Here is a 23,112-nt window from a genome sequence, read left to right as displayed (position 1 = left end):
GAAGGAGCCGGATCATGGGGTGTCCTTTCTCGCCGCGCGCGGTCACGCGGTCTGCGCGACCTGCTGCTCGACCGCGCCGAGGGCGGTCTCGACGGCCGCGGGGTCGCTGCCGCCGCCCTGGGCGAGGTCGGGCTTGCCGCCGCCTCCGCCGCCGAGGGCGCGGGCCGCGGTGCCCACGAGGTCGCCGGCCTTGAGCCCCTGCCGCTGGCCGGCCTTGTTCACCGCGATGACCACGACCGGGCGGTCCTTGGGCACGGCGGCCACGGCGACCACGGCCGGGCGGTCCTCGCCCAGGCGCTGGCGGACGTCGGTGGCCAGGCGGCGGAGGTCGTCGGCGGTGGTGCCGTCGGGCGCGCGGTGGCCGACGAACAGGGCGGCGCCCCGGGTGGTGGCGGCGGCGGCCAGTCCGGCGGCGGCCTCCAGCACCTGGGCCGAGCGCAGGCGCTCGATCTCCTTCTCGGCGGCGCGCAGCCGGCCGACGATGGAGTCGATGCGCTCGGGGAGGTCCTCACGCGGGGTCTTGAGCTGCTCGGAGAGCTGGCCCACCAGCAGGGACTCCCGGGAGAGGCGGCGGAAGGCGTCGATGCCCACGGCGGCCTCGACGCGGCGCACGCCCGAGCCCACCGAGGACTCCCCCAGCAGCTTGACCACGCCGAGCTGGCCGGTGGCGCCGACGTGGGTGCCGCCGCACAGCTCGCGGGAGTAGTCGCTCATCTCCACGACGCGGACCCGGTCGCCGTACTTCTCGCCGAACATGGCCAGCGCGCCCATGGCCAGGGCCTCGTCGATGGAGGTCTGGAAGTCGCGGACCTGGATGTCGTCGAGCAGGACGGTGTTGACCTCGTCCTCGACCTCGGTCAGCTCGGCGGTGCTCAGCGGCTTGCTGGCGGTGAAGTCGAACCGCAGCCGGCCGGGCTGGTTCTCCGAGCCGGCCTGGCCGGCGGTGGGGCCCAGCGCGTTGCGCAGCGCGGAGTGGATGAGGTGGGTGGCCGAGTGGGACCGCGACACCGCGGCGCGGCGGTCGGTGTCGATGGCGGCGTGCACGCGGTCGTCGACGGTGATCCGGCCCTCGCGGACGGTGCCCCGGTGCACGAACAGGCCGGGGAGCGGGCGCTGGACGTCGTCGACGTCGACGACCCCGCGGCCCTCGGCGGTGACGGTGCCCTTGTCGGCGAGCTGGCCGCCGCCCTCGGCGTAGAAGGGGGTGCGGTCCAGGACGAGTTCGACGCTCTGGCCGGCCGAGGCGGCGGTGGCCGAGGCGCCGTCGACGATGAGGCCCAGCACGCGGGCCTCGCTCTCGTGGTCGGTGTAGCCGAGGAAGTCGGTGGCGCCCGAGCCGTCGAGCAGGCGGGCGTAGACGCTGATGTCGGCGTTGCCGAGCTTCTTGGCCTTGGCGTCGCGCTTGGCGGTCTCGCGCTGCTCGGCCATCAGGGAGCGGAAGGTGTCCTCGTCGACGCGCAGGCCCTGCTCGGCGGCCATCTCCAGGGTGAGGTCGATGGGGAAGCCGTAGGTGTCGTGGAGCTGGAAGGCGTCGGCGCCCGAGACCGTGGTGCCGCCGGTGGCGCGGGTCTTCTCGGCGGCGCGGTTGAACAGCGCGGTGCCCGAGCGCAGGGTGTCGGCGAAGTTGCGCTCCTCGGCGTCGATGACGCTGTGGATGGCGTCGGCGCCGGTGCGCAGCTCGGCGTACATCTCGCCCATGGCCTCGATGGCGGTGTCGGTGAGGTCGTGCAGGTAGAGCTTGTCGTCGCCGGAGAGCAGCCGCAGGTTGCGCACGGAGCGGCGCAGAATCCGGCGCAGCACGTAGCCGCGCTTCTCGTTGCCGGGGCGCACGCCGTCGGAGACGAGCATGGTGGCGGTGCGCATGTGGTCGGCGACGACGCGCAGGCTGACGTCGGCGCGGTCGTCGTCGCCGTAGACGGTGCCGGTCAGCTCGGCGGCGCGGCGCAGGATGCGGCCCAGGGTGTCGGTCTCGTAGATGTTCTCGACGCCCTGGAGGATCGCGGCCATGCGCTCCAGGCCCATGCCGGTGTCGATGTTCTTCTTGGGGAGGTCGCCGAGGATCTCGAAGTCGGTCTTGGACTCCCCGGGCCCGCGCTCGTACTGCATGAACACGAGGTTCCAGACCTCAAGGTAGCGGTTCTCGTCGGCGATGGGGCCGCCCTCGGCGCCGTAGGCGGGGCCGCGGTCGAAGTAGATCTCCGAGCAGGGACCGCAGGGGCCGGGCACGCCCATGGACCAGAAGTTGTCCTCCATGCCGCGGCGCTGGATGCGCTCGGGGGGCACGCCGACCGTGTCGCGCCAGATGGCCTCGGCCTCGTCGTCGTCGAGGTAGACGGTGACCCACAGCCTCTCGGGGTCGAAGCCGAACCCGCCGTCGGCGACCGAGGACGTCAGCAGGCGCCAGGCCAGGGGGATGGCCTGCTCCTTGAAGTAGTCGCCGAAGGAGAAGTTGCCCAGCATCTGGAAGAAGGACGCGTGGCGGGCGGTCTTGCCGACCTCTTCGATGTCCTTGGTGCGCACGCACTTCTGCGCGCTGGTGGCGCGGTCGAAGGGCGGGGTGCGCTGGCCGAGGAAGTACGGCTTGAACGGCACCATGCCGGCGTTGACCAGCAGCAGGGTCGGGTCCTCGGCGACCAGGCTGGCCGAGGGCACCACGGTGTGCCCGTTGTTCTCGAAGAATGCGAGGAAGCGGCGAGCGATTTCTGCCGTCTCCATCAGCGGCCGTCCTTCTGGTCGGGGGCGCCGATCGCGCCACGGGGTTGGCTGGCTCGGCCCGCAGGTGTGGTGGGGCCCGCGCCGTACTGGCGTCGCAGCTCGGCCTCGCGCCGCTCCATGGCGGCCTGGACGTCTTCGTTGAACTCGCGGAGGGCGGCGCGGTAGTCGGCGACGTGGTCCTCGACGCGGTCGGCGATTCCCGCCGGGCTCCAGGCTTGAGCGGTGCGGTTGAGCTTGTGCACAACATACCCGCCGAGGGCGGCACCTGCGACTAGGTAGAACAGGCGGGGGATCACCGGCGCTCCCTTCTGCGGCGGCGCCCGCGCACCAGCGCCAGGGCGCGGCGCTGGCCCAGGACGCGGCGCACGCCGTAGGAGAACGACGCCACCTTGACCAGCGGGCCGGTCACGACCGAGCGGGTCAGCGCGGTCACGGTCGACACGTCCTCGGTCGTGGTGGCGAGGTTGGCGGTGATCTCCTCGACCCGGTCCAGCGACGCGCCGGTGCGCTCGACGGTGCCGGCGAGGTCGTCGAGCATGGGCCGGGCGCGCTCGCCGAACTCCGCGACGACCTTCGTGGTCTCGGACAGCAGCCGGGTGAGCTTCACCAGGGCCACGCACATGAACGCGACCAGTACTGTCCAGACCACCGCCGCGATGAGCGCGGCAACCTCTCCTGCGGTCAGCATGCGGGCTCCGTAGGCGAATCGGGGTGGTGCGATCTCCAGCGGCGGTGCCGGGGGGAGTCCGCCTCGGGTGTCCGGCGGCGGCCCGCTCGTTTCGGCCGATCCGTCGGAGTGCGGAGATCCGAATACGCCGACCCTACCGTGTCCGGGCAAGGCGCCGCCCGCGCGGCGCCCCGCGCGTTGCGTGGCCGTGCGGGCACCGGGCGCGACGCCGCGCGGGGACGCATCGACGCGGCCCCGCCGATGCCGCAGAATCAGGGGGCGAGCGTTTCGCCACGGTCCTCAGCGGTCCTTGTTGGCGCCCCCCTTCCCGTGCAGACAGGAATTCCATGAGTCCCTCCGCCGAGCGCGAGATCTCCGTCCTGGTCCCCCCCGACCTCGCCCCCCTGGCACCGGGCGACCCCTCCTCCGTGGGTCCCTACCTGGTGATCGGGCGGATCGGCGCGGGGGCCACGGGCACCGTGTTCGCGGCGGTCGACCCCCGCACCACCGGGGAGCCGCTGACGGCGGTGAAGGTGCTGCACCCCTGGGCGGTGGAGGACGAGCCCACGCGGGCCCGCCTGCGGGAGCGCCTGGCGGCGCTGGCGGGCGCGGACGGCCGCTGCTACGTGCCGCCGGCCGTCTTCGACGCCGAGGCCGCGCAGCCGTGGCTGGCCATGGCCTACGTCTCGGGTGTGCGGCTGGACACGTTCATCGCCGAGCACGGGCCGCTGGGGCAGGGCCGGCTCATCGCGCTGGCGGCGACCCTGGCCGAGGGCCTGTCGGCGCTGCACCGCCGCGACCTCGCCTACGGCGACCTCAAGCCGGCCAACGTGGTGCTGTGCGCCACCGGCCCGCGGGTGCTGGACTGCGCGCTGCCGGGCCACGGCGAGCTGCTGCGGCGCACGGCGGGCCCGTGGACGGCCCCCGAGCGGCTGGCGGGCGGGCCGCCGAGCACGGCCGCCGACGTCTACTCCTGGGGCGCGCTGGTGGTGTTCGCCGCCACGGGACATCCCCCGGTGGACGGCGGAGGCGCCGGGGACGGGGGCGCCGGCGGTACCGGCGGCGCGGAGACCGGGACGCCCGCCGCGGACTCCCCGCGGCTGGCGGAGGTGCCCGAGGAGCTGCGGCCGATCGTGCGGCGGGCGCTGGCCGCCGACCCCGCCGCGCGGCCCTCGGTGCGCGAGCTGCTGGGGTCGGCCATCGCGGCGTGGGAGGCCATCAGCGGGGCGGGCGCGCCGCCGGTGCAGGGGACGGCCGTCACGCAGGTGCTGTCGCGGGAGTGGCGGGGCATCCCCGACCCCGGGCTGCTGCCGCGGGTGATCCACCTCGACGACGGCCGGCGCCGCAGACGGGGGCGCACGGGCCTGGTGGCGGGCGGTGCGGCCGTGGGGCTGGCGCTGATCGCGGGCGGCGCCTACGCCGCCTACGCGGCGCTGGGCGGGCCGGCCGCCCCGGCGCCCGAGCCCGGGCCCACGGCGTCGCCCTCCGCCGACGCCCCGGCCGAACCGGGCGAGCTGATCGTGCGGTTCGACCCCGCCGAACAGACCGGCGGCGCCGAGGGGCCGTGGGTCTACACGCGGGTGGAGCCCGCGCCCGACGCGCCGGCGACCCCGGCGGCCACCATCGCGCCCGAGGACTGGAGCGCGCAGTGGGTCCCGGTGAGCGAGGACGCGGTCGGCGAGACGGTGATCACGGCCGAGACCGAGGTGCTGTGCGCGCAGTTCTGCGTGCCGGGGCCCGGCCACATCGAGGACGACCGGGGCACCTACCCGGTGACCGGGCCGGACTTCGTCTCCTACCTGCAGTGGGGCCGGCCGGTGATCGCCGAGCTGGAGCTGGCCGAGCCCGAGGGCGACGGCCCGCCCGAGGCGGTGCGGATCACCGAGGTCTACCCCACGCCGCCGGACTAGCCGGCCGGGCCGCGCTCAGCGGCGGGGCCCGCCGCCGTCGTCGGCGGAGCGCAGGACCTCCTTGATGCGCTGGAGCACCTCGCCGTAGCGCCGCTCGGCGCCGTGGGTGGTGGGGGTGTAGTACTCGCGGCCGGCCACGGGGTCGGGCGCGTAGCGCTGGGCGGCCACCCCGCCGGGGTGGTCGTGGGCGTACTTGTAGCCGGCGCCGTGGCCGAGTTCGCGGGCGCCCTTGTAGTGGGCGTCGCGCAGGTGCGCGGGCACCGGCCCGGCCAGGCCCTTGCGGACGTCGGCCATGGCGGCGTCGATGGCGCTCACCACGGCGTTGGACTTGGGCGCCAGCGCGATGTGGATGACCGCCTGGGCGAGGTTGATGCGCGCCTCGGGCAGCCCGATCAGCTCCACGGCCTGGGCGGCGGCGACGGCGGTCTGCAGGGCGGTGGGGTCGGCCATGCCGACGTCCTCGCTGGCGTGCACGACGATGCGGCGGGCGATGAACCGGGGGTCCTCGCCGGCCTCGATCATGCGCGCCAGGTAGTGCAGTGCGGCGTCGGGGTCGCTGCCGCGCATGCTCTTGATGAAGGCGCTGATGACGTCGTAGTGCTGGTCGCCGGTGCGGTCGTAGCGGACGGCGTGGCGGTCCACGGCGCGCTCGACGTCGGCGACGGTGATCTCGGTGCGCCCGCCGGCCACGAGGGCGGCGGCCTCCAGGTAGGTCAGCGAGCGGCGGGCGTCGCCCCCGGCGAGCCGCACGAGCTGGTCGGCGGCGTCCTCGGCGAGGGTGTAGCGGCCCTGGAGTCCGCGCTCGTCGGTGAGGGCGCGGTCAAGGACGCCGCGGACATCGTCGTCGCCCAGGGACTCCAGGGTGAGCAGCAGCGAGCGGGACAGCAGCGGACTGACCACGGAGAAGAACGGGTTCTCGGTGGTGGCGCCGATGAAGCTGACCCAGCGGTTCTCCACGGCCGGCAGCAGGGCGTCCTGCTGGGTCTTGCTGAAGCGGTGGACCTCGTCCACGAACAGCAGGGTGCGGGTGCCGCGCATGCCCATCTGGCGGCGGGCGTCGTCGATGACGGCGCGGACGTCCTTGACCCCGGCGCTGACGGCCGACAGCTCCACGAAGCGGCGCCGCGTGGCGCGGCTGACGACGGTGGCCAGGGTGGTCTTGCCGGTGCCGGGCGGGCCCCACAGGAACAGCGACATGGGCGCGTCGTCCTCGACCAGGCGGCGCAGCGGGCTGCCCTCGCCCAGGAGGTGGGCCTGCCCGACGACCTCGTCCAGGGTGCGCGGGCGCATCCGCACGGCCAGCGGCTCCTGCGCGCGCTGGGCCTCGGCTCCGGCGTCGTCGAACAGTGTTTCGGACACGCGACCAGCCTAAGCGAGCGCGCCGGGGGCACGGGCACGCCGGGCGGCTCTAGCCGCGGTCGGCCATCCGCGCGATGAGCAGGGCGATGTCGTCGTTGCGGCCGGCCGGCGCCAGCTCGATGAGCGAGGTGGCCGCGGCCTCGACGTCGCCGGACTTGGCGCACAGGTCCTCGGCGACCATGCGCAGGCCCTCCTCCATGGCGACCTCGGAGTTCTCCACGAGGCCGTCGGAGCACATGAGCAGGGTGTCGCCGGCGCGCAGCCAGCGGGTGGTGACGGGGTACTTGCTGTCGGCGTCCACGCCCACGGGCGGGCCGGTCTCGGGCTCCCAGAGGTCGTAGCCGGAGGGCGTGGCGATGACGGCGGGCGGCTGCCCGGCCCAGGCCGCCTGCATCTCGCCGGTGTCGAGGTCGAGCACGAGGTAGCCGCAGGTGGCGAAGACGATCTCGCCGGTCTCGGTGAGCAGCCGGTTGGTCTCGGCCAGCACCACGCCGGGGTCGACCTGGTTGGTGGCGTAGGCGCGGAAGGCCACCCGGATCTGGCCCATGGCGGCCGCGGCCTCGACGCCGTGGCCCTGGACGTCGCCGACGACGAGGCCGACGCGGCGGCCGGGCAGCCGGATGACGTCGTAGAAGTCGCCGCAGACCCGCCACCCGGCGCGGGAGGGCAGGTAGCGCACGGCGATGCGCAGGTCGGGGAACTCCTCGATCTGCGGCGGCAGCATGCGCTGCTGGATGGCGTCGGCGAGCTGCTGCTCCTCCTGCTGGCGGCGGACCCGCTGGAGGGCCTGGCCGGCCAGCCCGGCGAGGGTGAGCATGAGGGCGCGCTCGTCGGGGGTGGCGTGGTGCGGCTCGCCCCAGGCGACCTGCCACACGCCCAGCGCCACGCGGCGGTCGCCGAAGATGGGGATGGTGGCCCAGGACTGCGCGCTGGTGCGGTGCAGGACCTCGGCCACGGCGGGGAACCGCTCCAGGATCTCGGCGCGGCTCTCGAAGAACCGGGGCTGGCGGTCCTGGACCACGGCGCCCATGGGGTGGGAGATGTCGGCGGCGTCGTAGCCGTCGGCCATGCCCATGGGCTCGACGGGGTCGGCGGTGGCCGGGGGCGAGGCGCGCAGGCGGCCGTCCTCGACCAGCATGACGCTGGCGCCGGCGCCGCCGAAGATGGGCGCGAACTCGTCGGTGAGCAGGCCGGTGACCTCGTCGACGGTGGTGGCCGAGACGAGCTTGGCGGCGAGGTCGGTGACCTGCCGGCCCTGCGCGGCCTCGATGCGGCGGCGGTCGGCCAGGCGGCGGATGAGCTGGACGTGCTCGGTGACGTCGTCGATGATGCCGATGAGGCGGGGCCGCTCGCCGCCGACGTAGCGGGCGCGGGCGTGCAGGGAGCGCTCGTCGCCGACCTCGTCGAACATGCGGAACCGCTGCTCGTAGTCGCGGCCCTGCTGGCTGGCCTCCATGGCGTCGCGGACGCGGGCGATGTCGTCGCGGTGCACCCGGGCGAGGACCTCTTCGAGGCCGCGCGCCTTGCCGACGAGCAGCCGGCCCAGCGGCGAGGGGCCGAACAGCTCCTGCAGGCGGCCGGTGCGCAGGTCCAGGGTCCACAGGGCGGTGTCGGCGTTCTCAGTGCGCAGCTCGCTGATGACGCGGAGGGTCTCCTCCTCGCGCAGGGGTTCGCGGAACACGATGACGACCCCGGAGGGCGTGCCCTCGGGGCCGCCGGCGGGCAGGGCGCGGGCCTCGGCGACCACGCGGTGCGGGATTCCGCCGTAGGAGGTCACCACGAGGCTGCGATGCTGCGCGAGGGTGTCGCCGAGGGCCGCCCGGTGCAGGGCCCACGCGGCGTCGGGGTCGCCGCCCGCGACGACCTCGGGCCAGGGGCGTCCGAGGACGCCGCCGGGGTCCTGCCCGGTGAAATCGGCGAAGGCGCGGTTGGTGAGCGTGACGCCGCCCGCGCGATCGGCGACGACCATGGCGGCGGGAGCCGAGGCGAACGCGATGTCGGGCCGCTCCGCGAAGCCGTCGGTAGAGCCGGTTGCACCGTTCACAAGTCGATCATCCCTGTATCTTTACGAATGTCCTATTCACGCGGGCCGCGCGCTCCTCCCTCGGACATCCGATTCGGCTCAGTCTAGCGACCGGTCCCCCAGTCCGCGCAGGTGAAGCGCTCCTCGTGCGCGGCCACCGCCACCGCCCCTTTACCCCCTCCGCCCCCGTGCGCCAATTGCGGCACAGGAAACCAATAGTCAACACGGGTGCCGGAAATACAACCGAATCGCGGACATGTCGCGCCGCCTTTTCCGGGAAATCGTTACGGTGGCGTGACCCCCGATGACCACCTCCGGACAGCGCGGCGAAAAGCCCTGAAAAATCCCGTTTTCAGAGGCGGCTGCCTGATCCGGCCATGGCCCGGGCGAAAAGTCCGGATTAAAATTCAGTCATGCGTGAATCAACGGTCAGCGCCGAAACCGCCATCCGCGAAGCGCTTATCCTGCGCAACTGGACCTGCCGCCTGTGCAGCTACAGCAACCCCGACAGCGAGGACATCTGCTGCCAGCGCTGCGGCGCCGTCAAGAAGTAGCCCGTCCCGCCCGTCCCCGCCCCCTGCCGCGGGACCCGGCCGGACACGGACCGCCGCGCCCCGCACCGCCGACCCGCTCCCCGGGGTCGTGCCGAACCGCTCACCGCGCCGGTCCCGCGCCCGGCGCCGCACCGCCCGACCGCCCGGCGGCGGGCGGGGCGTCCGCCCCGCCCGCCGCCTTTCGCGTGCCGGCCGCGGCCGCCTACTCGGCCTTCCCGGCCTTGGCCGCCTTCTCGGCCTTCTCGGCCTCGGGGTCGTGGTCGACCCCGGCCTCGGCGCGCTGCGCCGGGGTGATCGGGGTGGGCGCGCCCGTCAGCGGGTCGCCGCCCGAGGCGGTCTTGGGGAAGGCGATCACCTCGCGGATGGAGTCGCCCCCGGTCAGCAGGGTGACAAGCCGGTCCAAGCCGAACGCGATGCCCCCGTGGGGCGGCGGGCCGTACTGGAACGCCTCCAGCAGGAACCCGAACTTCGCCTCGGCCTCGGCCTTGCCGATGCCCAGCACGTCGAAGGCCCGCTGCTGGACCTCGCCCCGGTGGATACGGATCGAGCCGCCGCCGATCTCGCTGCCGTTGCACACCATGTCGTAGGCGTAGGCCAGCGCGTTGCCGGGGTCCTGGTGGAAGGTGTCGGTCCACTCCGGCTTGGGCGCGGTGAAGGGGTGGTGGACCGGGGTCCAGCCGCCCTCGCCGTCCTCCTCGAACATCGGGGCGTCCACGACCCACAGGAACGACCACTTCGAGGAGTCGATGAGCCCCAGCCGCTGGCCGATCTCCAGCCGGGCCGCGCCCAGCAGCTCCTGGGAGGCGCGGCGGGTGCCGGCGGCGAAAAACACGGCGTCGCCGGGGGCGGCGCCCACCGCCTCGGCCAGGCCGGCGCGCTCGGCCTCGGAGAGGTTCTTGGCGACCGGCCCGCCCAGTGTGCCGTCCTGCTGGACCAGCACGTAGGCCAGGCCCCGGGCGCCGCGCGCCTTGGCCCAGTCCTGCCAGGCGTCCAGCTCCTTGCGGGTCTGGGAGGCGCCGCCGGGCATCACCACGGCCCCCACGTAGGGCGCCTGGAAGACGCGGAAGGGGGTGTCGGCGAAGAACTCCGTCAGCTCGACCAGCTCCTGGCCGAACCGCAGGTCGGGCTTGTCGGAGCCGAAGCGGGCCATGGCCTCCAGGAACGGCATGCGGGGCAGCGGCAGCGGGATCTCGTAGCCCAGCACCTCGCTCCACAGCCGCGCCACCAGCGCCTCGCCGACGGCGATGACGTCCTCCTGGTCGACGAAGCTCATCTCGATGTCGATCTGGGTGAACTCCGGCTGGCGGTCGGCGCGGAAGTCCTCGTCGCGGAAGCAGCGCGCGATCTGGTAGTAGCGCTCCATGCCGCCCACCATCAGCAGCTGCTTGAACAGCTGGGGCGACTGCGGCAGCGCGTACCAGTGGCCGGGCTGCAGGCGCACCGGCACCAGGAAGTCGCGCGCGCCCTCGGGGGTGGACCGGGTGAGGTAGGGGGTCTCGACGTTGACGAACCCGTGCTCGCGCATGACGTCGTGGACCGCGTAGGTGGCCTGGGAGCGCACCCGCAGCGCCGAGGCCAGCTCGGGCCGGCGCATGTCGAGGTAGCGGTAGCGCAGCCGGGTCTCCTCGGCGATGTCCTGGGAGCCGTCCAGCGGGAAGGGCAGCGGGGCGGCCTCGCTCAGGACCTCGATCCGCTCGGCGACGACCTCGATCGCGCCGGTGGGGATGTCGGGGTTCTCGTTGCCCTCGGGCCGCACTCGGACCGTGCCGGTGACCTTGACGCAGTACTCGGCGCGGAGGTCGTGGGCGAGGTCGTCCTCGCGGACCACGACCTGGACCACGCCGGAGGCTTCGCGCAGGTCGAGGAAGACGACTCCGCCGTGGTCGCGGCGGCGGGCCACCCAGCCGGCGAGGACGACGGTGGCGTCTGCATGCTCGGCGCGCAGGGCACCGGCGTCATGCGTGCGGATCAACGGGGTTCTCCTTCGGGTCTTTCGTACCTACTCATCTTGCCTGACGTGCGCGGTGTCCGGCTCCCGGCGCGGGGGAGCCGGTGCCGCTATCTCGGCGCGGGGCGGTCCGGGGCGCGGGGGAGCCGGGCGCGGTGCGGGAGGCCGGAGCAGGTGCGGTGCCGGGCGGGCGACGCCGCGCGGGCCGCGCCCCCGGTGCCGGGGGCGGCCGCGTGGTGTGCCCGGTGGTGTCGTCTCTGTCATGTGGGCTGGGCCGTTCGTGCGCTGGTGCGGGGCCGAAGGGCGCGGCCGGCCCCGCCTGCCGGCGGGCCGGGCCGCGGGCCGCCGACGCGGGCGCGCCCACGGCGCGCCGGCGGCGTCAGCGGCCGGCGATATCGCGCAGGAACGGGTTGGTGGCGCGCTCGCGGCCCAGGGTGGTGCGGGGGCCGTGGCCGGGGAGGACGTGGGTGTCCTCGCCCCAGGCGGCGCAGACGCGGTCCAGGCTGGCCAAAATCTGGGCGTGGTCGCCGCCGGGCAGGTCGGTGCGGCCGATGGACCCGGCGAACAGGAGGTCGCCGGTGAACAGCACGCCCGCGCCGTCGTGGGCCTCGGCCACGCCGAAGGCCACCGAGCCGGGCGTGTGGCCGGGCACGTGGGCGACGGAGAACTCCAGCCCGGCCAGGGCCAGGCGCTCACCGCCCGCCAGCTCCACCAGCGGGTCGGGCTCGGCGGGCGGGGTGTCGCCCAGCAGCGCCGCGAGCTGGCCGCCCAGCACGGGGTCGAGCCCCTTGGCGGGGTCGGTGAGCAGCACGCGGTCGGCGGCGTGGACATAGGTGGCGCAGCCGTGGGCGGCGGCGACGGAGGCCGCCGACCAGACGTGGTCGAAGTGCCCGTGGGTGAGCAGGACCGCCTGGACCGCCAGGCCGTGGCGGGCCACCGCCTCGGCCACGCCCTCGGCGGCGTCCTGGCCGGGGTCGACGACGACGCACGGCGCACCGCTCTCCGCGGCCGCGGCGACCACGTAGCAGTTCGCGGCGAGCGGCCCGGCGGGGAAAGCGGTGATGAACACGGTGCGCGCGGCCTTCCTTCTTCTCGTTGGCGAGCACGGGCAAGCACGGGCGGGAGCGGGCGGGAGGCCGCGTGCGGCGGGGGCCGCGCGGCGGGCCGCACCGGGCGGCCGGTCCGGCTTCGGCCGCCCGGCCGCGCCGACCGGAGCCGGCGGGCCGCTCCTGCCGAGCCTACCGAGGTCCGCGCGGGCGGGCGACCGGGTTTGCCGGTGCCCGGCGCGCCCCCGTCGTTCCGGTTCATCACCATTCGATCACCGCGCCAGGCACGGCCCTTTGCCAAACGCCGCGTCAGTGTCATATTGGTCGCGTCGCACCCGCTCGGCGGCGCCCCGGGCGGCACCCCTCGACGCGGCCGGTCGAGCCGCTGATATGCGGCAACGCTGACCAGAAGCGGGCGGTATCCGGTGAGGTGTGCGGATATCGTGCATAGTCACGGCGGTTCCCGGCCACGGGCGGGGCGGCGCCGGGACCACCCGAACCTGGCCGCAGGAGCCAGGCTCATGACTGCTGGAGGACACGGTGACCACGGACCCCTGGGGCCGCGTTGACGACGACGGCACGGTCTACGTGCGCACGGGTGAGGGCGAGCGCGTCGTCGGCTCGTGGCAGGCCGGCGCGCCCGAGGAAGCCCTCGCGTTCTTCCGCCGCAAGTACGACGCCCTGGTCACCGAGGTCGAGCTGCTGGAGAAGCGGCTGCGCACCACCGACTTGTCCGCCGCGCAGGCCATGTCCAGTGTGGAGAAGCTGCGCACCGCCGTGCGCGAGGCCCACGCCGTGGGCGACCTCGACGCGCTGGAGCGCCGCCTGGACGCGCTGACCAGCCAGGCCGAGGAGCGCCGCGCCGAGCAGAAGCAGGCCCAGGAGCAGGCCCGTGTCGAGGCGCGCGAGATCAAGGAGCGCATCGTCGCCGAGGCCGAGCGGGTGGCCGCCGAGACCACGCACTGGAAGTCCGGCGGCGAGCGCATGCGCCAGCTCATCGACGAGTGGAAGGCCGCGCCGCGCACCGACCGCCCTACCGAGCAGGCCCTGTGGAAGCGCATGTCGGCGGCGCGCAACTCCTTCTCCAAGCGCCGCAAGGCCTACTTCGCCGGGCTCGACCAGCAGCGCGAGCAGGTGCGCGAGGAGAAGGAGCGCATCGTCGCCGAGGCCGAGTCCCTGGCCGACTCCACCGACTGGGGCCCCACCGCCGGGCGCTACCGCGACCTGATGCAGCAGTGGAAGACCAGCGGCCGGGCCGACCGGGCCAGCGAGGACGAGCTGTGGACCCGGTTCAAGGCGGCCCAGGACCGCTTCTTCCAGGCGCGCAACGCGGTCTTCGCCGAGCGCGACGCCGAGCTCCGCGTCAACGCCGAGGCCAAGGAGCGGATCCTGGAGGACGCCCGGCGCGAGCTCGCCGAGATCTCCGACCCCCGCGAGGCCCGCGCCCGGCTGCGCGACTTCCAGGAGGCGTGGGAGGAGGCCGGCCCGGCGCCGCGCGACTCCCGCGACCGGCTGGAGAGCGCGTTCCGCCGGATCGAGGAGGACGTGCGCCGCGCCGAGGACCAGGAGTGGCAGCGCACCAACCCCGAGGCCCGGGCGCGGGCCGAGGCCACGGCCGCCCGGCTGCGCGACTCCATCGCCCAGTTGGAGGGCGACCTGGCGCACGCCCGCGAGCGGGGCAACGAGCGCAAGGTCCGCGAGATCGAGGACGCGCTGGCCGCCCGCCGCTCCTGGCTGGAAGAGGCCGAGAAGGCGCTCAACGAGATGAGCTGAGGGCGGGCCCGGCGGCCGCGGCCGCCGGGCGCGTTCCCCGGGCCGCCCGAGCCATCGGGTCGCCCCGGCCCCGGGCCGCCCGCCGCCGGGGCAGGCGCGCGGGCGCGCGGGGTAGCTCAGGTGTCCATGACCACCGTGAGCAGCAGCGCGGAGTCCTCCAGCGCCTCGATGGTGTGCTCGGTGTCGGGCGCGGCCAAAAGGTCGACCGGGCGCCCCTCCCACGCGTCGGAGCCCGCGGTCAGCCGCACCCGGCCGCGCAGGACCACGACCGTCGACGCCACGGGGTTGGGGTGCGGGGAGACCGTGGCACCTTGGCGCAGGCCGATGACGGTGTGCCGCAGCGCCTGCTCGTGCCCGCCGTAGAACGTCTCGGAACTGCGGCCGGCCGACCCCGCCGCGGCCTCCTCCAGGTGCTTGCGTGCCAGTGCGTCGAGCGAGAACTTCTTCATGGCACCACTCTGACCGCTCAGCGCCGCCTCACACGTGCGGCCGCGCCGCCGGCGCCCGCACCCGCTCCCCCGGCGCCGCCTTCAGCCGCCGCCTCCGTCGCCGCCCCGGCCCTTGCCGCCGGCCAGGCGGCGACCGCCCCCGGCCGCGTGCCCAGCCTCGCGGGGCGGTCCGCCTAGGACACCTCGCGGCCGCCGGGGGGCGGGGCGAGGCGGCGGGCCTCCGCGTGCAGGATGTCGATCGCGTTGGTGACGTAGTCGGTGATGGCGGCGAGTTCGGCCGCGTCGTAGCGGGCCATGAGGTCGCCCATCGCCCGGGAGAGCCCCGAGAAGGCGTCGGAGAGGTCGGTCCGCGCCCGGGGGGCGACCGAGACGAGGACCCGCCGCCGGTCGGCGGGGTCGGGCACGCGCGTGACGTAGCCCAGGGCGCTCAGCCGGTCGACCAGGCCGGTGACGGCTCCGGGGGTGAGCCCCGTCAGTTCGGCCAGCGCGCCGGCGGTCAGCGGACCCTCGCGGTCGATCAGCCCGAGGGCGCGGTGGTCGAGCGCGCGCAGGCCCAGGCGCTGCCCGACCGCCTCGTGGAAGAGCACGACAGCGGTGCTCAGCCGCTGCCCGAGGGCGGCGCCCGCCTCCTGGGGCGCGGTGTCTGCGTCACTCACGACTCGATTGTCCCCTCTTCGCGGTACGCGGTTGCTTCAGCGCACCCAATATTTTAGTTTAGTGAAATAAAATATCGCGCCGAAGCGCGGCCGCCGACGCCTGGGAGCACCCGTGCCGGAGAACACCGCCCCCGCCCCGCCCGAGCCCACCCACCTGCGCCTGGCCCTGGAGGTCCCCCGGTGGGCGTGGGGCGCCTACCTGCGCCACCTGCCCCTCGTGGCCGGAGTCTCCCTCGTGCCCGCGGCCGAGCGCTTCGCCGTGGCGCTGTGGGGCGACTCCCTCGCGCCGGCGACCCACACGGCCCTGGAGGTGCTCGCCCAGAGCGCGCGCGTGGTGCTGGTTGTACTCCTGGTGCGGGTCCTCGTCCTGGCCGACGCCGAGGTCCGGGCGGGCGCGGCGGCCGGGTTCGGCCCGCGGATCCAGGCGTTCCTCGACCGCAGATGGCCCAGCGTCGTACTCCAGGCGGGCCTGCTGCTCGCGCTGACCGCCGTGTCCACCGTGGTCCCCGAGTGGCTGGTGCCGCTGTGGATCCCCGCCTCGGCGCACGACCTCTACTGGGCGGTGCTGCTCGCCGCCAAGAACGTCACCGTCATCGCCTTCGCCCTGGTCTGGGTGGTCGCGGCGGTCCGCCAGGCCCTGGCCGAGGGCGGCCGCCTGCTGCCCGGCGCCGCCCGAAGCGGGGGGCGCGGCTAGCTGCGCATCCGGTACACGTCGTAGACCCCGTCCACCCCGCGCACGGCCTTGAGCACGTGGCCCAGGTGGGTGGGGTCGGCCATCTCGAAGGTGAACCGGCTCAGCGCGACCCGGTCGCGGCTGGTCTGCACGGTGGCCGAGAGGATGTTGACGTGCTGGTCGGAGAGCACGCGGGTGATGTCCGACAGCAGCCGCGCGCGGTCCAGCGCCTCGACCTGGAGCGCCACCAGGAACATGGAGTCCTCGGTGGGCTGCCACTCCACGTGCACCATGCGGTCGGGGTCCAGCGCGCGGGTGTTGACGCAGTCCTTGCGGTGCACCGAGACCCCGTTGCCGCGGGTCACGAACCCGACGATGCTGTCGCCGGGCACGGGGGTACAGCACTTGGACAGCCGCACCCAGACGTCGGGGTCGCCCTCGACCACCACGCCGGGGTTGCCCGCCGGGCGCGGACGCGCCCGGGTGGGCACCGCGGACTCCGCGATGTCCTCCTCGGCGCTCTCGATGCCGCCGAGGGAGTCCACCAGCTTCTGCACGACGTTCTGCGGGCTGATCCGGCCCTCGCCCACGGCGGCGTAGAGCGCGTCGACGTCGTCGTAGCGCAGGTCGCGCGCCAGGGCGATCAGGGCCTCGCCGCTGAACAGCCGCTTGATCGGCAGCTCCTGCTTGCGCATGACCCGGGCGATGGCGTCCTTGCCCTGCTCGATGGCCTGCTCGCGGCGCTCCTTGGTGAACCACTGCCGGATCTTGTTGCGGGCGCGGGCGCTCTTGACGAACTGGAGCCAGTCGCGGCTGGGCCCGGCGTCGGGCGCCTTGGAAGTGAGCACCTCGACGGTCTCGCCGTTGTGCAGCTCGCTCTCCAGCGGCACCAGCCGGCCGTTGACCCGGACGCCCACGGTGCGGTGGCCGACCTCGGTGTGCACCGCGTAGGCGAAGTCGATGGCGGTGGCACCCTGGGGCAGGGCGACGGCGTCGCCCTGCGGGGTGAAGACGAACACCTCCTGCACCGACAGGTCGAAGCGCAGCGACTCCAGGAACTCGCCGGGGTCCTTGGTCTCCTGCTGCCAGTCGATGAGCTGGCGCAGCCAGGCCATGTCGCCGGCGCCCTTGGATCTGCCGTCGGCGCGCCCGGCCTCCTTGCCGGTGTTGCGGTCCTCCTTGTACTTCCAGTGCGCGGCGATGCCGTACTCGGCGCGCCGGTGCATGGCGCGGGTGCGGATCTGCAGCTCGACGGGGTTGCCGGAGGGGCCGATGACCGTGGTGTGCAGCGACTGGTACATGTTGAACTTGGGCATCGCGATGTAGTCCTTGAACCGCCCCGGTACGGGGTTCCATCGCGCGTGGATCGTGCCCAGGGCCGCGTAGCAGTCGCGGACGCTGTCGACCAGGACCCGCACGGCCACGAGGTCGTAGATCTCGTCGAAGCCGCAGTTGCGGGCGATCATCTTCTGGTAGATCGAGTAGTAGTGCTTGGGCCGGCCGCGCACCGTCGCCTTGATCTTGGCCTCGCGCAGGTCGGCCGACACCGCCTCGATGACGTCCTGGAGGTAGACGTCGCGGCGCGGCGCGCGCTCGGAGACCAGGCGGGCGATCTCGTCGAAGCGCTTGGGGTAGAGCGTGGCGAACGCGAGGTCCTCCAGCTCCCACTTGATGGTGTTCATGCCCAGGCGGTGCGCCAGGGGGGCGAAGATCTCCAGGGTCTCGCGGGCCTTCTTCTCCCGCTTGGCCTGCGGCAAATAGCGCAGGGTGCGCATGTTGTGCAGCCGGTCGCACAGCTTGATGACCAGCACCTTGATGTCGCGGGACATCGCCACGACCATCTTGCGCACGGTCTCGGCCTGGGTGGCCTCGCCGTACTTGACCTTGTCGAGCTTGGTGACGCCGTTGACCAGCTCGGCGATCTCGTCGCCGAAGTCGGCGCGCAACTGGTCGAGGGTGTAAGTGGTGTCCTCGACGGTGTCGTGCAGCAGCGCGGCGGCCAGCGTGGCCTCCTGCATGCCCAGCTCGGCGAGGATGGTGGCCACGGCGAGGGGGTGGGTGATGTAGGGGTCGCCGCTTTTGCGCTTCTGGTCGCGGTGGTGGTAGGCGGCGACCTCGTAGGCGCGCTCGATCAGCCGGACGTCGACCTTGGGGTGGGTCGCGCGCACGGTCTTGATGAGCGGTTCGAGAACCGGGTTCATGGACACCCCCCGCTGGGCACCGAGTCGGGCGAGTCTGCGGCGGACTCGCACGGTAGACGACGGGCTGGGCCGACTGGTGGAGGCGCTCCGGGGATCGGGCTCGGCGGTTCCGGCCGCCGGCGCCGCGGGAGCCGCGGCCCGCGCGCTTGCGGCGAGGGGCGCCGCGGTGTCCGCGGCGCCCCCTTGACGCTCCTGGGTGTCCGGTGTACCCGCGCGCAGCGCGGACGCCGCTTCGGCCGATACCGCTTCGCCTGGCATGGACATCCCTCCCGCGGCCAGTCGTCCCCGGGGCCGAGACCGCTACCGCGTACGGGTCGGGCACCGCCCGAAAAGGGGGCGGTGTCGCCGTGGTCCGGCCGCCGGGGTCGACGTCAGCGTCGTGAACGTTGTCGTGAACGTTAGGGCTCACCTGTACCAACGCGCCGCTGCGGCTCCGTTATGCCCGCAAGTCTACTGCCCGGGGGTCGGGCGGCCCGGCTCAAGGGGGCGGGGGCGGTTCCGGGGGCGGGGGACGCCTCCCGGTCGCCGACCGCTAGAGGACGGCGAGCGCGTGCAGCTCCACGTCGGTCAGTCTCCGCCGGCCCTCAAGGAACCCGAGTTCGATGAGGACCGAGAATCCCACGACCGTACCACCCGCCTGGCGGACCAGGCGCACCGCGGCCTGCCCTGTGCCACCGGTGGCGAGGACGTCGTCGACGATGAGCACGCGGCTGCCGGGCCGGACGGCGTCGGTGTGGATCTCGACCGTCGCGGAGCCGTACTCCAGATCATAGGTCGCCTGGTAGGTCTCGCGAGGCAGTTTTCCGGCTTTGCGCACCGGGACGAACCCGGCGCCCAGCTCCAGGGCCACAGGGGCGCCCAGGATGAAGCCGCGCGCCTCCAGTCCGAGCACGGTGTCGACGCCGCCGGGCGCGTAGTGCCCCGCGATCCCCTCGACGACCGCGCGCAGGGACGCGGAGTCGGCCAGCAGCCCGGTGATGTCCTTGAAGACCACCCCCGGCCGGGGGAAGTCGGGGACGTCGCGCAGGCCGGCCTTGATCAGGTCGGAGAGGTCCGCGGACATGGTGGAGTGGTCCTCGCCTTCGTCGCAGTGGTGCCGCGCGCGGCGGCCGGGAGGGGGAGGGCGGCCGACGCACGCGCGCGCCTACCGGCCCCGCGGCGGCGGGGCCGGTAGGCGCGCGGGCAGCGCCGGGTGGGGCGCTACTTGCCGTCGTTCTTGTCGTCGTTGCCCGGGAAGTCCGGGCGGTCCTCGACCGGGGTGTCGTCGGCCGCGGTCTCGTTGGGGCGCACGATGTCGCCGACACCCGCCTTGAGCATGCGGATGCGGGTGCCCGGGGACACCTCAAGCTCGACCTCGTTGTCGCGCACCTCGACCACGGTGGCGAAGAAGCCGGCCTTGGTCAGCACCTCGACGCCCGGCTGGAGCTCGCTCTGCATCTTGGTCTCCTGCTGCCTGCGCTTCTGCTGCGGGCGCAGGATCAGCAGCCAGAAGACGAGTGCGATGAGCACGAACGGCAGGAGCATTCCGAGGAGCCCGCCGTCCTGCGGAGCGCCGCCATTGGCCAAAATCGTCTGGGCCAGCACGGGGTGTCCTTCCCTTGGTTGTCTCGACCTTGGCGGCGCCGCCGACAGGGGACGGGGCCGCTACCACGGCGTTTGCCGCCGCCGGTCAACGAGTGGGTGGGCGGGTGTGTTCCCCGCCTCGGTGTCGGCGCGGCCATCGTTGCCGTTTCGCAAGGTCCGCTCCCCAGCTTAGGCCATCACCTGCGGGACTGGCCGCGACCGGTTGGCGGGGGGTGGGCGGAGGTGGGGTGGCGGATGGGCGGCCATCGATCGCGGGGCGGGCACTGGGGTTGCGACGGGGCGGCGAGGGCCGACTGGTGGCTCGGGCGAGCGATCACCGGACCCCGGCGCGGATGGCAGGCGGAGGCGACGAGGGCGGCGACGGCAGCGGGTGGCCGGGGCGCGTGGTTGTCGACCGGTTACTTGGGGGCGCGCCGGGTTCGGCGGCACTCGGCGGGCGATATCGGCCTGTCGCTGGGCTTGAAAACGACTAGCACTGACAGGACTACTTTCAACTACTACCTTTGCAGGCATTCGCCCGAATTGCCCCCCGGTCAAAGCGAGAAATGGTCGCCCTCCGAGCGAGAACGACAGTCGATTGTCCAGGATGTGAGACGACCCTTACAGCAGACAGCCCACTTTGGTACTTATGTCTGTTTTGAAGGGCGACAATCCAGCTTCCGAAGGCGACGAGGTGCAGGTTTTCGCCGAAACCGGTGCCGGGAATGCTGGATCGTCGCGAAAGAGGCCCCCCGTGTCTCATATGTTGAGACGAACTGGGGGGTTATCGCCACGTGTCCGATTCCTTGGCCCCTTGCCGGTGCGCCGGACCCCCGCTGCCCCCGGCCTCGGCCGTCCGCCCGCTGACCGGTGGCCGCACGCCCGAACCACCCACCGCCCTCGGCGCCCTCGTCGCGGCATTCGCCACCCGACCTGAACTCCGGTGACCGCGCACCCGAACCACGCGCCACCGTCGCTGCCCCCGTCACCACCCCGGCCGTCCACCCCGGGCACCGATAACCGCACACCCATGGGCCCGCCCTCCTCGCTCCCCCGTCACCACCTCCGCCACCCGCTCTGAGTGCCGACGGTCAGGCGCCCAAGCCACCCGCCGCCCTCGGCGCCCCGTCACCACCCCGGCCATCCGCCCCGGGCACCGACGACCGCCCCGCGCACCCCTCAACCCCTAGGACTGAGATGACCCGGCGCCACCGGGCGGAGCGGCGGCACCACCGGCATCCCCGGCGGCGGCCGGGACCCCGGCGCCGAACGCGGCGTCGGGCGGCGGGGTGATCCCCATGTGCTCCCAGGCGCGGGCCGTGGCCACCCGGCCGCGCGGGGTGCGGGCGATGAACCCCGAGCGCACCAGGAAGGGCTCGGCCACCACCTCGACGGTCTCGGGCTCCTCCCCCACGGCCACCGCCAGCGTGGACAGCCCCACCGGGCCCCCGCGGAACTTGGTCAGCAGGGCGTCCAGCACGGCGCGGTCCAGCCGGTCCAGGCCGTGGGCGTCGACCTCGTACAGCGCCAGCGCCGCGCGGGCGGTGTCGCGGGTGAGGCGGCCGTCGCCGTGCACCTCGGCGTAGTCGCGGACCCGGCGCAGCAGCCGGTTGGCGATGCGGGGCGTGCCGCGCGAGCGGCCGGCGATCTCGGCGGCGGCGTCGGGGGCGAGGTCGACCTGGAGCAGCCCGGCCGAGCGGTGCAGGATGCGCTCCAGGTCGGCGGGGTCGTAGAAGTCCATGTGCGCGGTGAACCCGAAGCGGTCGCGCAGCGGCGCGGGCAGCAGCCCGGCCCGGGTGGTGGCGCCGACCAGCGTGAACGGCGCGATGTCCAGCGGGATCGCGGTGGCGCCGGGCCCCTTGCCCACCATGACGTCCACCCGGAAGTCCTCCATGGCGACGTAGAGCATCTCCTCGGCGGGACGGGCCATGCGGTGGATCTCGTCGAGGAACAGGACCTCGCCCTCGTGCAGGGTGGACAGCACCGCCGCGAGGTCGCCGGAGCGCTCGATGGCCGGGCCCGAGGTGATGCGCAGCGGCGCGCCCAACTCGGCCGCGATGATCATGGCCAGGGTGGTCTTGCCCAGGCCCGGCCCACCCGACATCAGCACGTGGTCGGGGGCCCGGCCGCGCCGCTGGGCGCCGCGCAGCATCAGGGACAGCTGCTCGCGCACCCGCTCCTGCCCGACGAAGTCGGCCAGCCGCTTGGGCCGCAGCGCGCCCTCGATGGCGCGCTCGTCCAGGTCGGCCTCCGGCGAGACGGTGTCGCGTTCGTAGTCGGCCATCGTCTCCTCTTTCGGCTAGACGCGGCTGAGCCTGCGCAGGGCGCTGCGCAGGAGCAGGGCGACGTCGGGCGTGTGCTCGGCCTCGGGGGCGACGGCGTCGGCGGCGGCCTCGGCGTCCTTGGCCGACCAGCCGAGGTTGACCAGCCCCGAGACCACCTGGGGGCGCCAGGGCGACGCGGCCGTGGCGGCGGGGCCGCCCCCGGCGCCGGAGGCGGCCGCCGCGGCGGGTTCGCCCAGCTTGCCGCGCAACTCCAGCACGATGCGCTGGGCGCCCTTGGGGCCGATCCCGGGCACGCGGGTGAGGGCGGCGGTGTCCTCGGCGGCCACGGCGGCGCGCAGGGCGTCGGGGGTGTGCACGGCGAGGATGCCCAGCGCCAGGCGGGGGCCGACGCCGCTGGCCGACTGGAGGCGTTCGAACACCTCGCGCTCGTCCTCGTCGGCGAACCCGTAGAGGGTCAGCGACTCCTCGCGCACGACCAGCGAGGTGGCGACGGTGGCGGTCTCGCCCACGCGCAGCCGCGCCAGGGTGGCGGGCGTGGCGTGGACGGTCATGCCGACCCCGCCGACCTCGATCACGGCGGTCTGGGCGGAGCGGGCGGCGATGCGCCCGCTGAGGAACGCGATCACGGTCACCTTCCCTGGGGGTTGGGGGCCGGGCGCGCCCGGCGCGCGAGTTCGACCTTGCGGGCGAAGTCCTGCTGGGCCTGGGCGACCCGGGCCTGGGCGCCGCCGCGCCAGATGTGGCAGATGGCGAGGGCGACGGCGTCGGCGGCGTCGGCGGGCTTGGGCGCCTCGGCCAGGCGCAGCAGCCGGGCCACCATGGCCTGGACCTGGGCCTTGTCGGCGCGCCCGCTGCCGGTGATGGCGGCCTTGGCCTCGCTGGGGGTGTGCAGCGCCACCGGCAGGCCGCGGCGGGCCGCGCAGGTGATGGCGACGGCGCCGGCCTGGGCGGTGCCGATGACGGTGCTGACGTTGTGCTGGGCGAAGACCCGTTCGACGGCGACGGCCTCGGGGGCGTGCCGGTCGAGCCAGTCCTCGACGCCGCGTTCGACGCCCAGCAGGCGGTCGGCGAGGTCGGCGGCGGGGTCGGTGCGCACCACCCCCGCCTCGACCAGCTCCAGCGGCCGGCCCACGGCGCCCTCGACAACGCCGAGTCCGCACCGGGTCAGGCCGGGGTCGACCCCCAGCACACGCATCGCTCGCCTCCCCCTCGTGGACCTGCCTGCTCGAACGTCCGTTCGCAGAGCCTACCGCCGTGCGGCGGCCCCGCGTGCGCGGGACACGGCGCACG

19 protein-coding genes are annotated in these 23,112 nt (G+C 74.2%); 4 read left to right on the top strand and 15 right to left on the bottom strand.

Features of this window, described 5'->3' with window-relative positions:
• Positions 1-42: 42 nt before the first annotated feature.
• The 3 genes from alaS to HNR12_RS25360 are packed head-to-tail and all read right to left on the bottom strand — an operon-like array spanning position 43 to position 3,403.
• Positions 43-2,715, bottom strand: coding sequence for an alanine--tRNA ligase (alaS, locus tag HNR12_RS25370; RefSeq protein WP_179769906.1), 2,673 nt, complete (start codon positions 2,713-2,715; stop codon positions 43-45).
• Positions 2,715-3,011, bottom strand: coding sequence for a DUF6167 family protein (locus tag HNR12_RS25365; protein ID WP_179769905.1), 297 nt, complete (start codon positions 3,009-3,011; stop codon positions 2,715-2,717). The genes alaS and HNR12_RS25365 overlap by 1 nt, the downstream gene beginning before the upstream one ends.
• Positions 3,008-3,403 (bottom strand): DUF948 domain-containing protein, encoded by a 396-nt coding sequence (locus HNR12_RS25360; RefSeq protein WP_179769904.1) that lies wholly within the window; start codon positions 3,401-3,403, stop codon positions 3,008-3,010. Before HNR12_RS25360 ends, HNR12_RS25365 begins: the two co-directional genes overlap by 4 nt.
• Positions 3,404-3,729: 326 nt before the next feature.
• On the opposite strand from HNR12_RS25360, the gene HNR12_RS25355 reads away from it, so the two are divergent.
• Complete coding sequence (locus tag HNR12_RS25355; RefSeq protein ID WP_179769903.1) at positions 3,730-5,292, top strand: serine/threonine-protein kinase; 1,563 nt, start codon at positions 3,730-3,732, stop codon at positions 5,290-5,292.
• 15 nt (positions 5,293-5,307) lie between these two features.
• Here the strand turns inward: HNR12_RS25355 and HNR12_RS25350 are convergent, their stop codons facing one another.
• Both HNR12_RS25350 and HNR12_RS25345 read right to left on the bottom strand, forming a co-directional pair.
• Positions 5,308-6,651, bottom strand: coding sequence for a replication-associated recombination protein A (locus HNR12_RS25350; RefSeq protein WP_179769902.1), 1,344 nt, complete (start codon positions 6,649-6,651; stop codon positions 5,308-5,310).
• A 49-nt stretch (positions 6,652-6,700) separates the two neighbouring features.
• Positions 6,701-8,695, bottom strand: a complete 1,995-nt coding sequence (locus HNR12_RS25345; protein WP_179769901.1) for a SpoIIE family protein phosphatase — start codon at positions 8,693-8,695, stop codon at positions 6,701-6,703.
• A 392-nt stretch (positions 8,696-9,087) separates the two neighbouring features.
• On the opposite strand from HNR12_RS25345, the gene HNR12_RS25340 reads away from it, so the two are divergent.
• Positions 9,088-9,228, top strand: coding sequence for a hypothetical protein (locus HNR12_RS25340; RefSeq protein WP_179769900.1), 141 nt, complete (start codon positions 9,088-9,090; stop codon positions 9,226-9,228).
• 202 nt (positions 9,229-9,430) lie between these two features.
• Here the strand turns inward: HNR12_RS25340 and aspS are convergent, their stop codons facing one another.
• Entirely contained in the window at positions 9,431-11,200 is a 1,770-nt protein-coding gene (aspS, locus tag HNR12_RS25335) for an aspartate--tRNA ligase (protein WP_179769899.1), read from the bottom strand.
• A 355-nt stretch (positions 11,201-11,555) separates the two neighbouring features.
• Positions 11,556-12,245, bottom strand: a complete 690-nt coding sequence (locus HNR12_RS25330; RefSeq protein WP_179769898.1) for an MBL fold metallo-hydrolase — start codon at positions 12,243-12,245, stop codon at positions 11,556-11,558.
• A gap of 517 nt (positions 12,246-12,762) precedes the next feature.
• On the opposite strand from HNR12_RS25330, the gene HNR12_RS25325 reads away from it, so the two are divergent.
• Positions 12,763-13,995 (top strand): DUF349 domain-containing protein, encoded by a 1,233-nt coding sequence (locus HNR12_RS25325; RefSeq protein ID WP_179769897.1) that lies wholly within the window; start codon positions 12,763-12,765, stop codon positions 13,993-13,995.
• 116 nt (positions 13,996-14,111) lie between these two features.
• Here HNR12_RS25325 and HNR12_RS25320 read toward each other — a convergent pair whose 3' ends face one another.
• Both HNR12_RS25320 and HNR12_RS25315 read right to left on the bottom strand, forming a co-directional pair.
• Entirely contained in the window at positions 14,112-14,444 is a 333-nt protein-coding gene (locus HNR12_RS25320) for a LuxR family transcriptional regulator (protein ID WP_179769896.1), read from the bottom strand.
• A gap of 173 nt (positions 14,445-14,617) precedes the next feature.
• Positions 14,618-15,100, bottom strand: coding sequence for a MarR family winged helix-turn-helix transcriptional regulator (locus HNR12_RS25315; RefSeq protein WP_179769895.1), 483 nt, complete (start codon positions 15,098-15,100; stop codon positions 14,618-14,620).
• A gap of 112 nt (positions 15,101-15,212) precedes the next feature.
• On the opposite strand from HNR12_RS25315, the gene HNR12_RS25310 reads away from it, so the two are divergent.
• Positions 15,213-15,794: a hypothetical protein gene (locus HNR12_RS25310; RefSeq protein ID WP_179769894.1), complete on the top strand. Its 582-nt coding sequence runs from the start codon at positions 15,213-15,215 to the stop codon at positions 15,792-15,794.
• Here the strand turns inward: HNR12_RS25310 and HNR12_RS25305 are convergent.
• From HNR12_RS25305 to ruvC, 6 genes are all read right to left on the bottom strand, one after another.
• On the bottom strand, positions 15,791-17,974 hold the full coding sequence (locus HNR12_RS25305; RefSeq protein WP_179769893.1) for a RelA/SpoT family protein: 2,184 nt from the start codon (positions 17,972-17,974) through the stop codon (positions 15,791-15,793). The two genes, HNR12_RS25310 and HNR12_RS25305, sit on opposite strands and share 4 nt — an antisense overlap.
• Before the next feature lie 532 nt (positions 17,975-18,506).
• A complete protein-coding gene (locus HNR12_RS25300) occupies positions 18,507-19,037 on the bottom strand; it encodes an adenine phosphoribosyltransferase (RefSeq protein WP_179769892.1) in 531 nt (176 codons plus the stop codon).
• Between the two features lie 137 nt (positions 19,038-19,174).
• A complete protein-coding gene (yajC, locus tag HNR12_RS25295) occupies positions 19,175-19,498 on the bottom strand; it encodes a preprotein translocase subunit YajC (protein WP_179770907.1) in 324 nt (107 codons plus the stop codon).
• Positions 19,499-20,723: 1,225 nt separating this feature from the next.
• Entirely contained in the window at positions 20,724-21,821 is a 1,098-nt protein-coding gene (ruvB, locus tag HNR12_RS25290) for a Holliday junction branch migration DNA helicase RuvB (protein ID WP_179769891.1), read from the bottom strand.
• Positions 21,822-21,836: 15 nt separating this feature from the next.
• On the bottom strand, positions 21,837-22,448 hold the full coding sequence (ruvA, locus tag HNR12_RS25285; RefSeq protein ID WP_179769890.1) for a Holliday junction branch migration protein RuvA: 612 nt from the start codon (positions 22,446-22,448) through the stop codon (positions 21,837-21,839).
• 2 nt (positions 22,449-22,450) lie between these two features.
• Positions 22,451-23,017: a crossover junction endodeoxyribonuclease RuvC gene (gene ruvC, locus HNR12_RS25280; protein ID WP_179769889.1), complete on the bottom strand. Its 567-nt coding sequence runs from the start codon at positions 23,015-23,017 to the stop codon at positions 22,451-22,453.
• Positions 23,018-23,112: the final 95 nt, after the last annotated feature.

This window comes from Streptomonospora nanhaiensis (genome assembly GCF_013410565.1).
Classification (GTDB): domain Bacteria; phylum Actinomycetota; class Actinomycetes; order Streptosporangiales; family Streptosporangiaceae; genus Streptomonospora; species Streptomonospora nanhaiensis.
The sequence above is the reverse complement of the archived record's forward strand: the minus strand, read 5'-3'. Positions and strand labels throughout refer to the sequence as shown.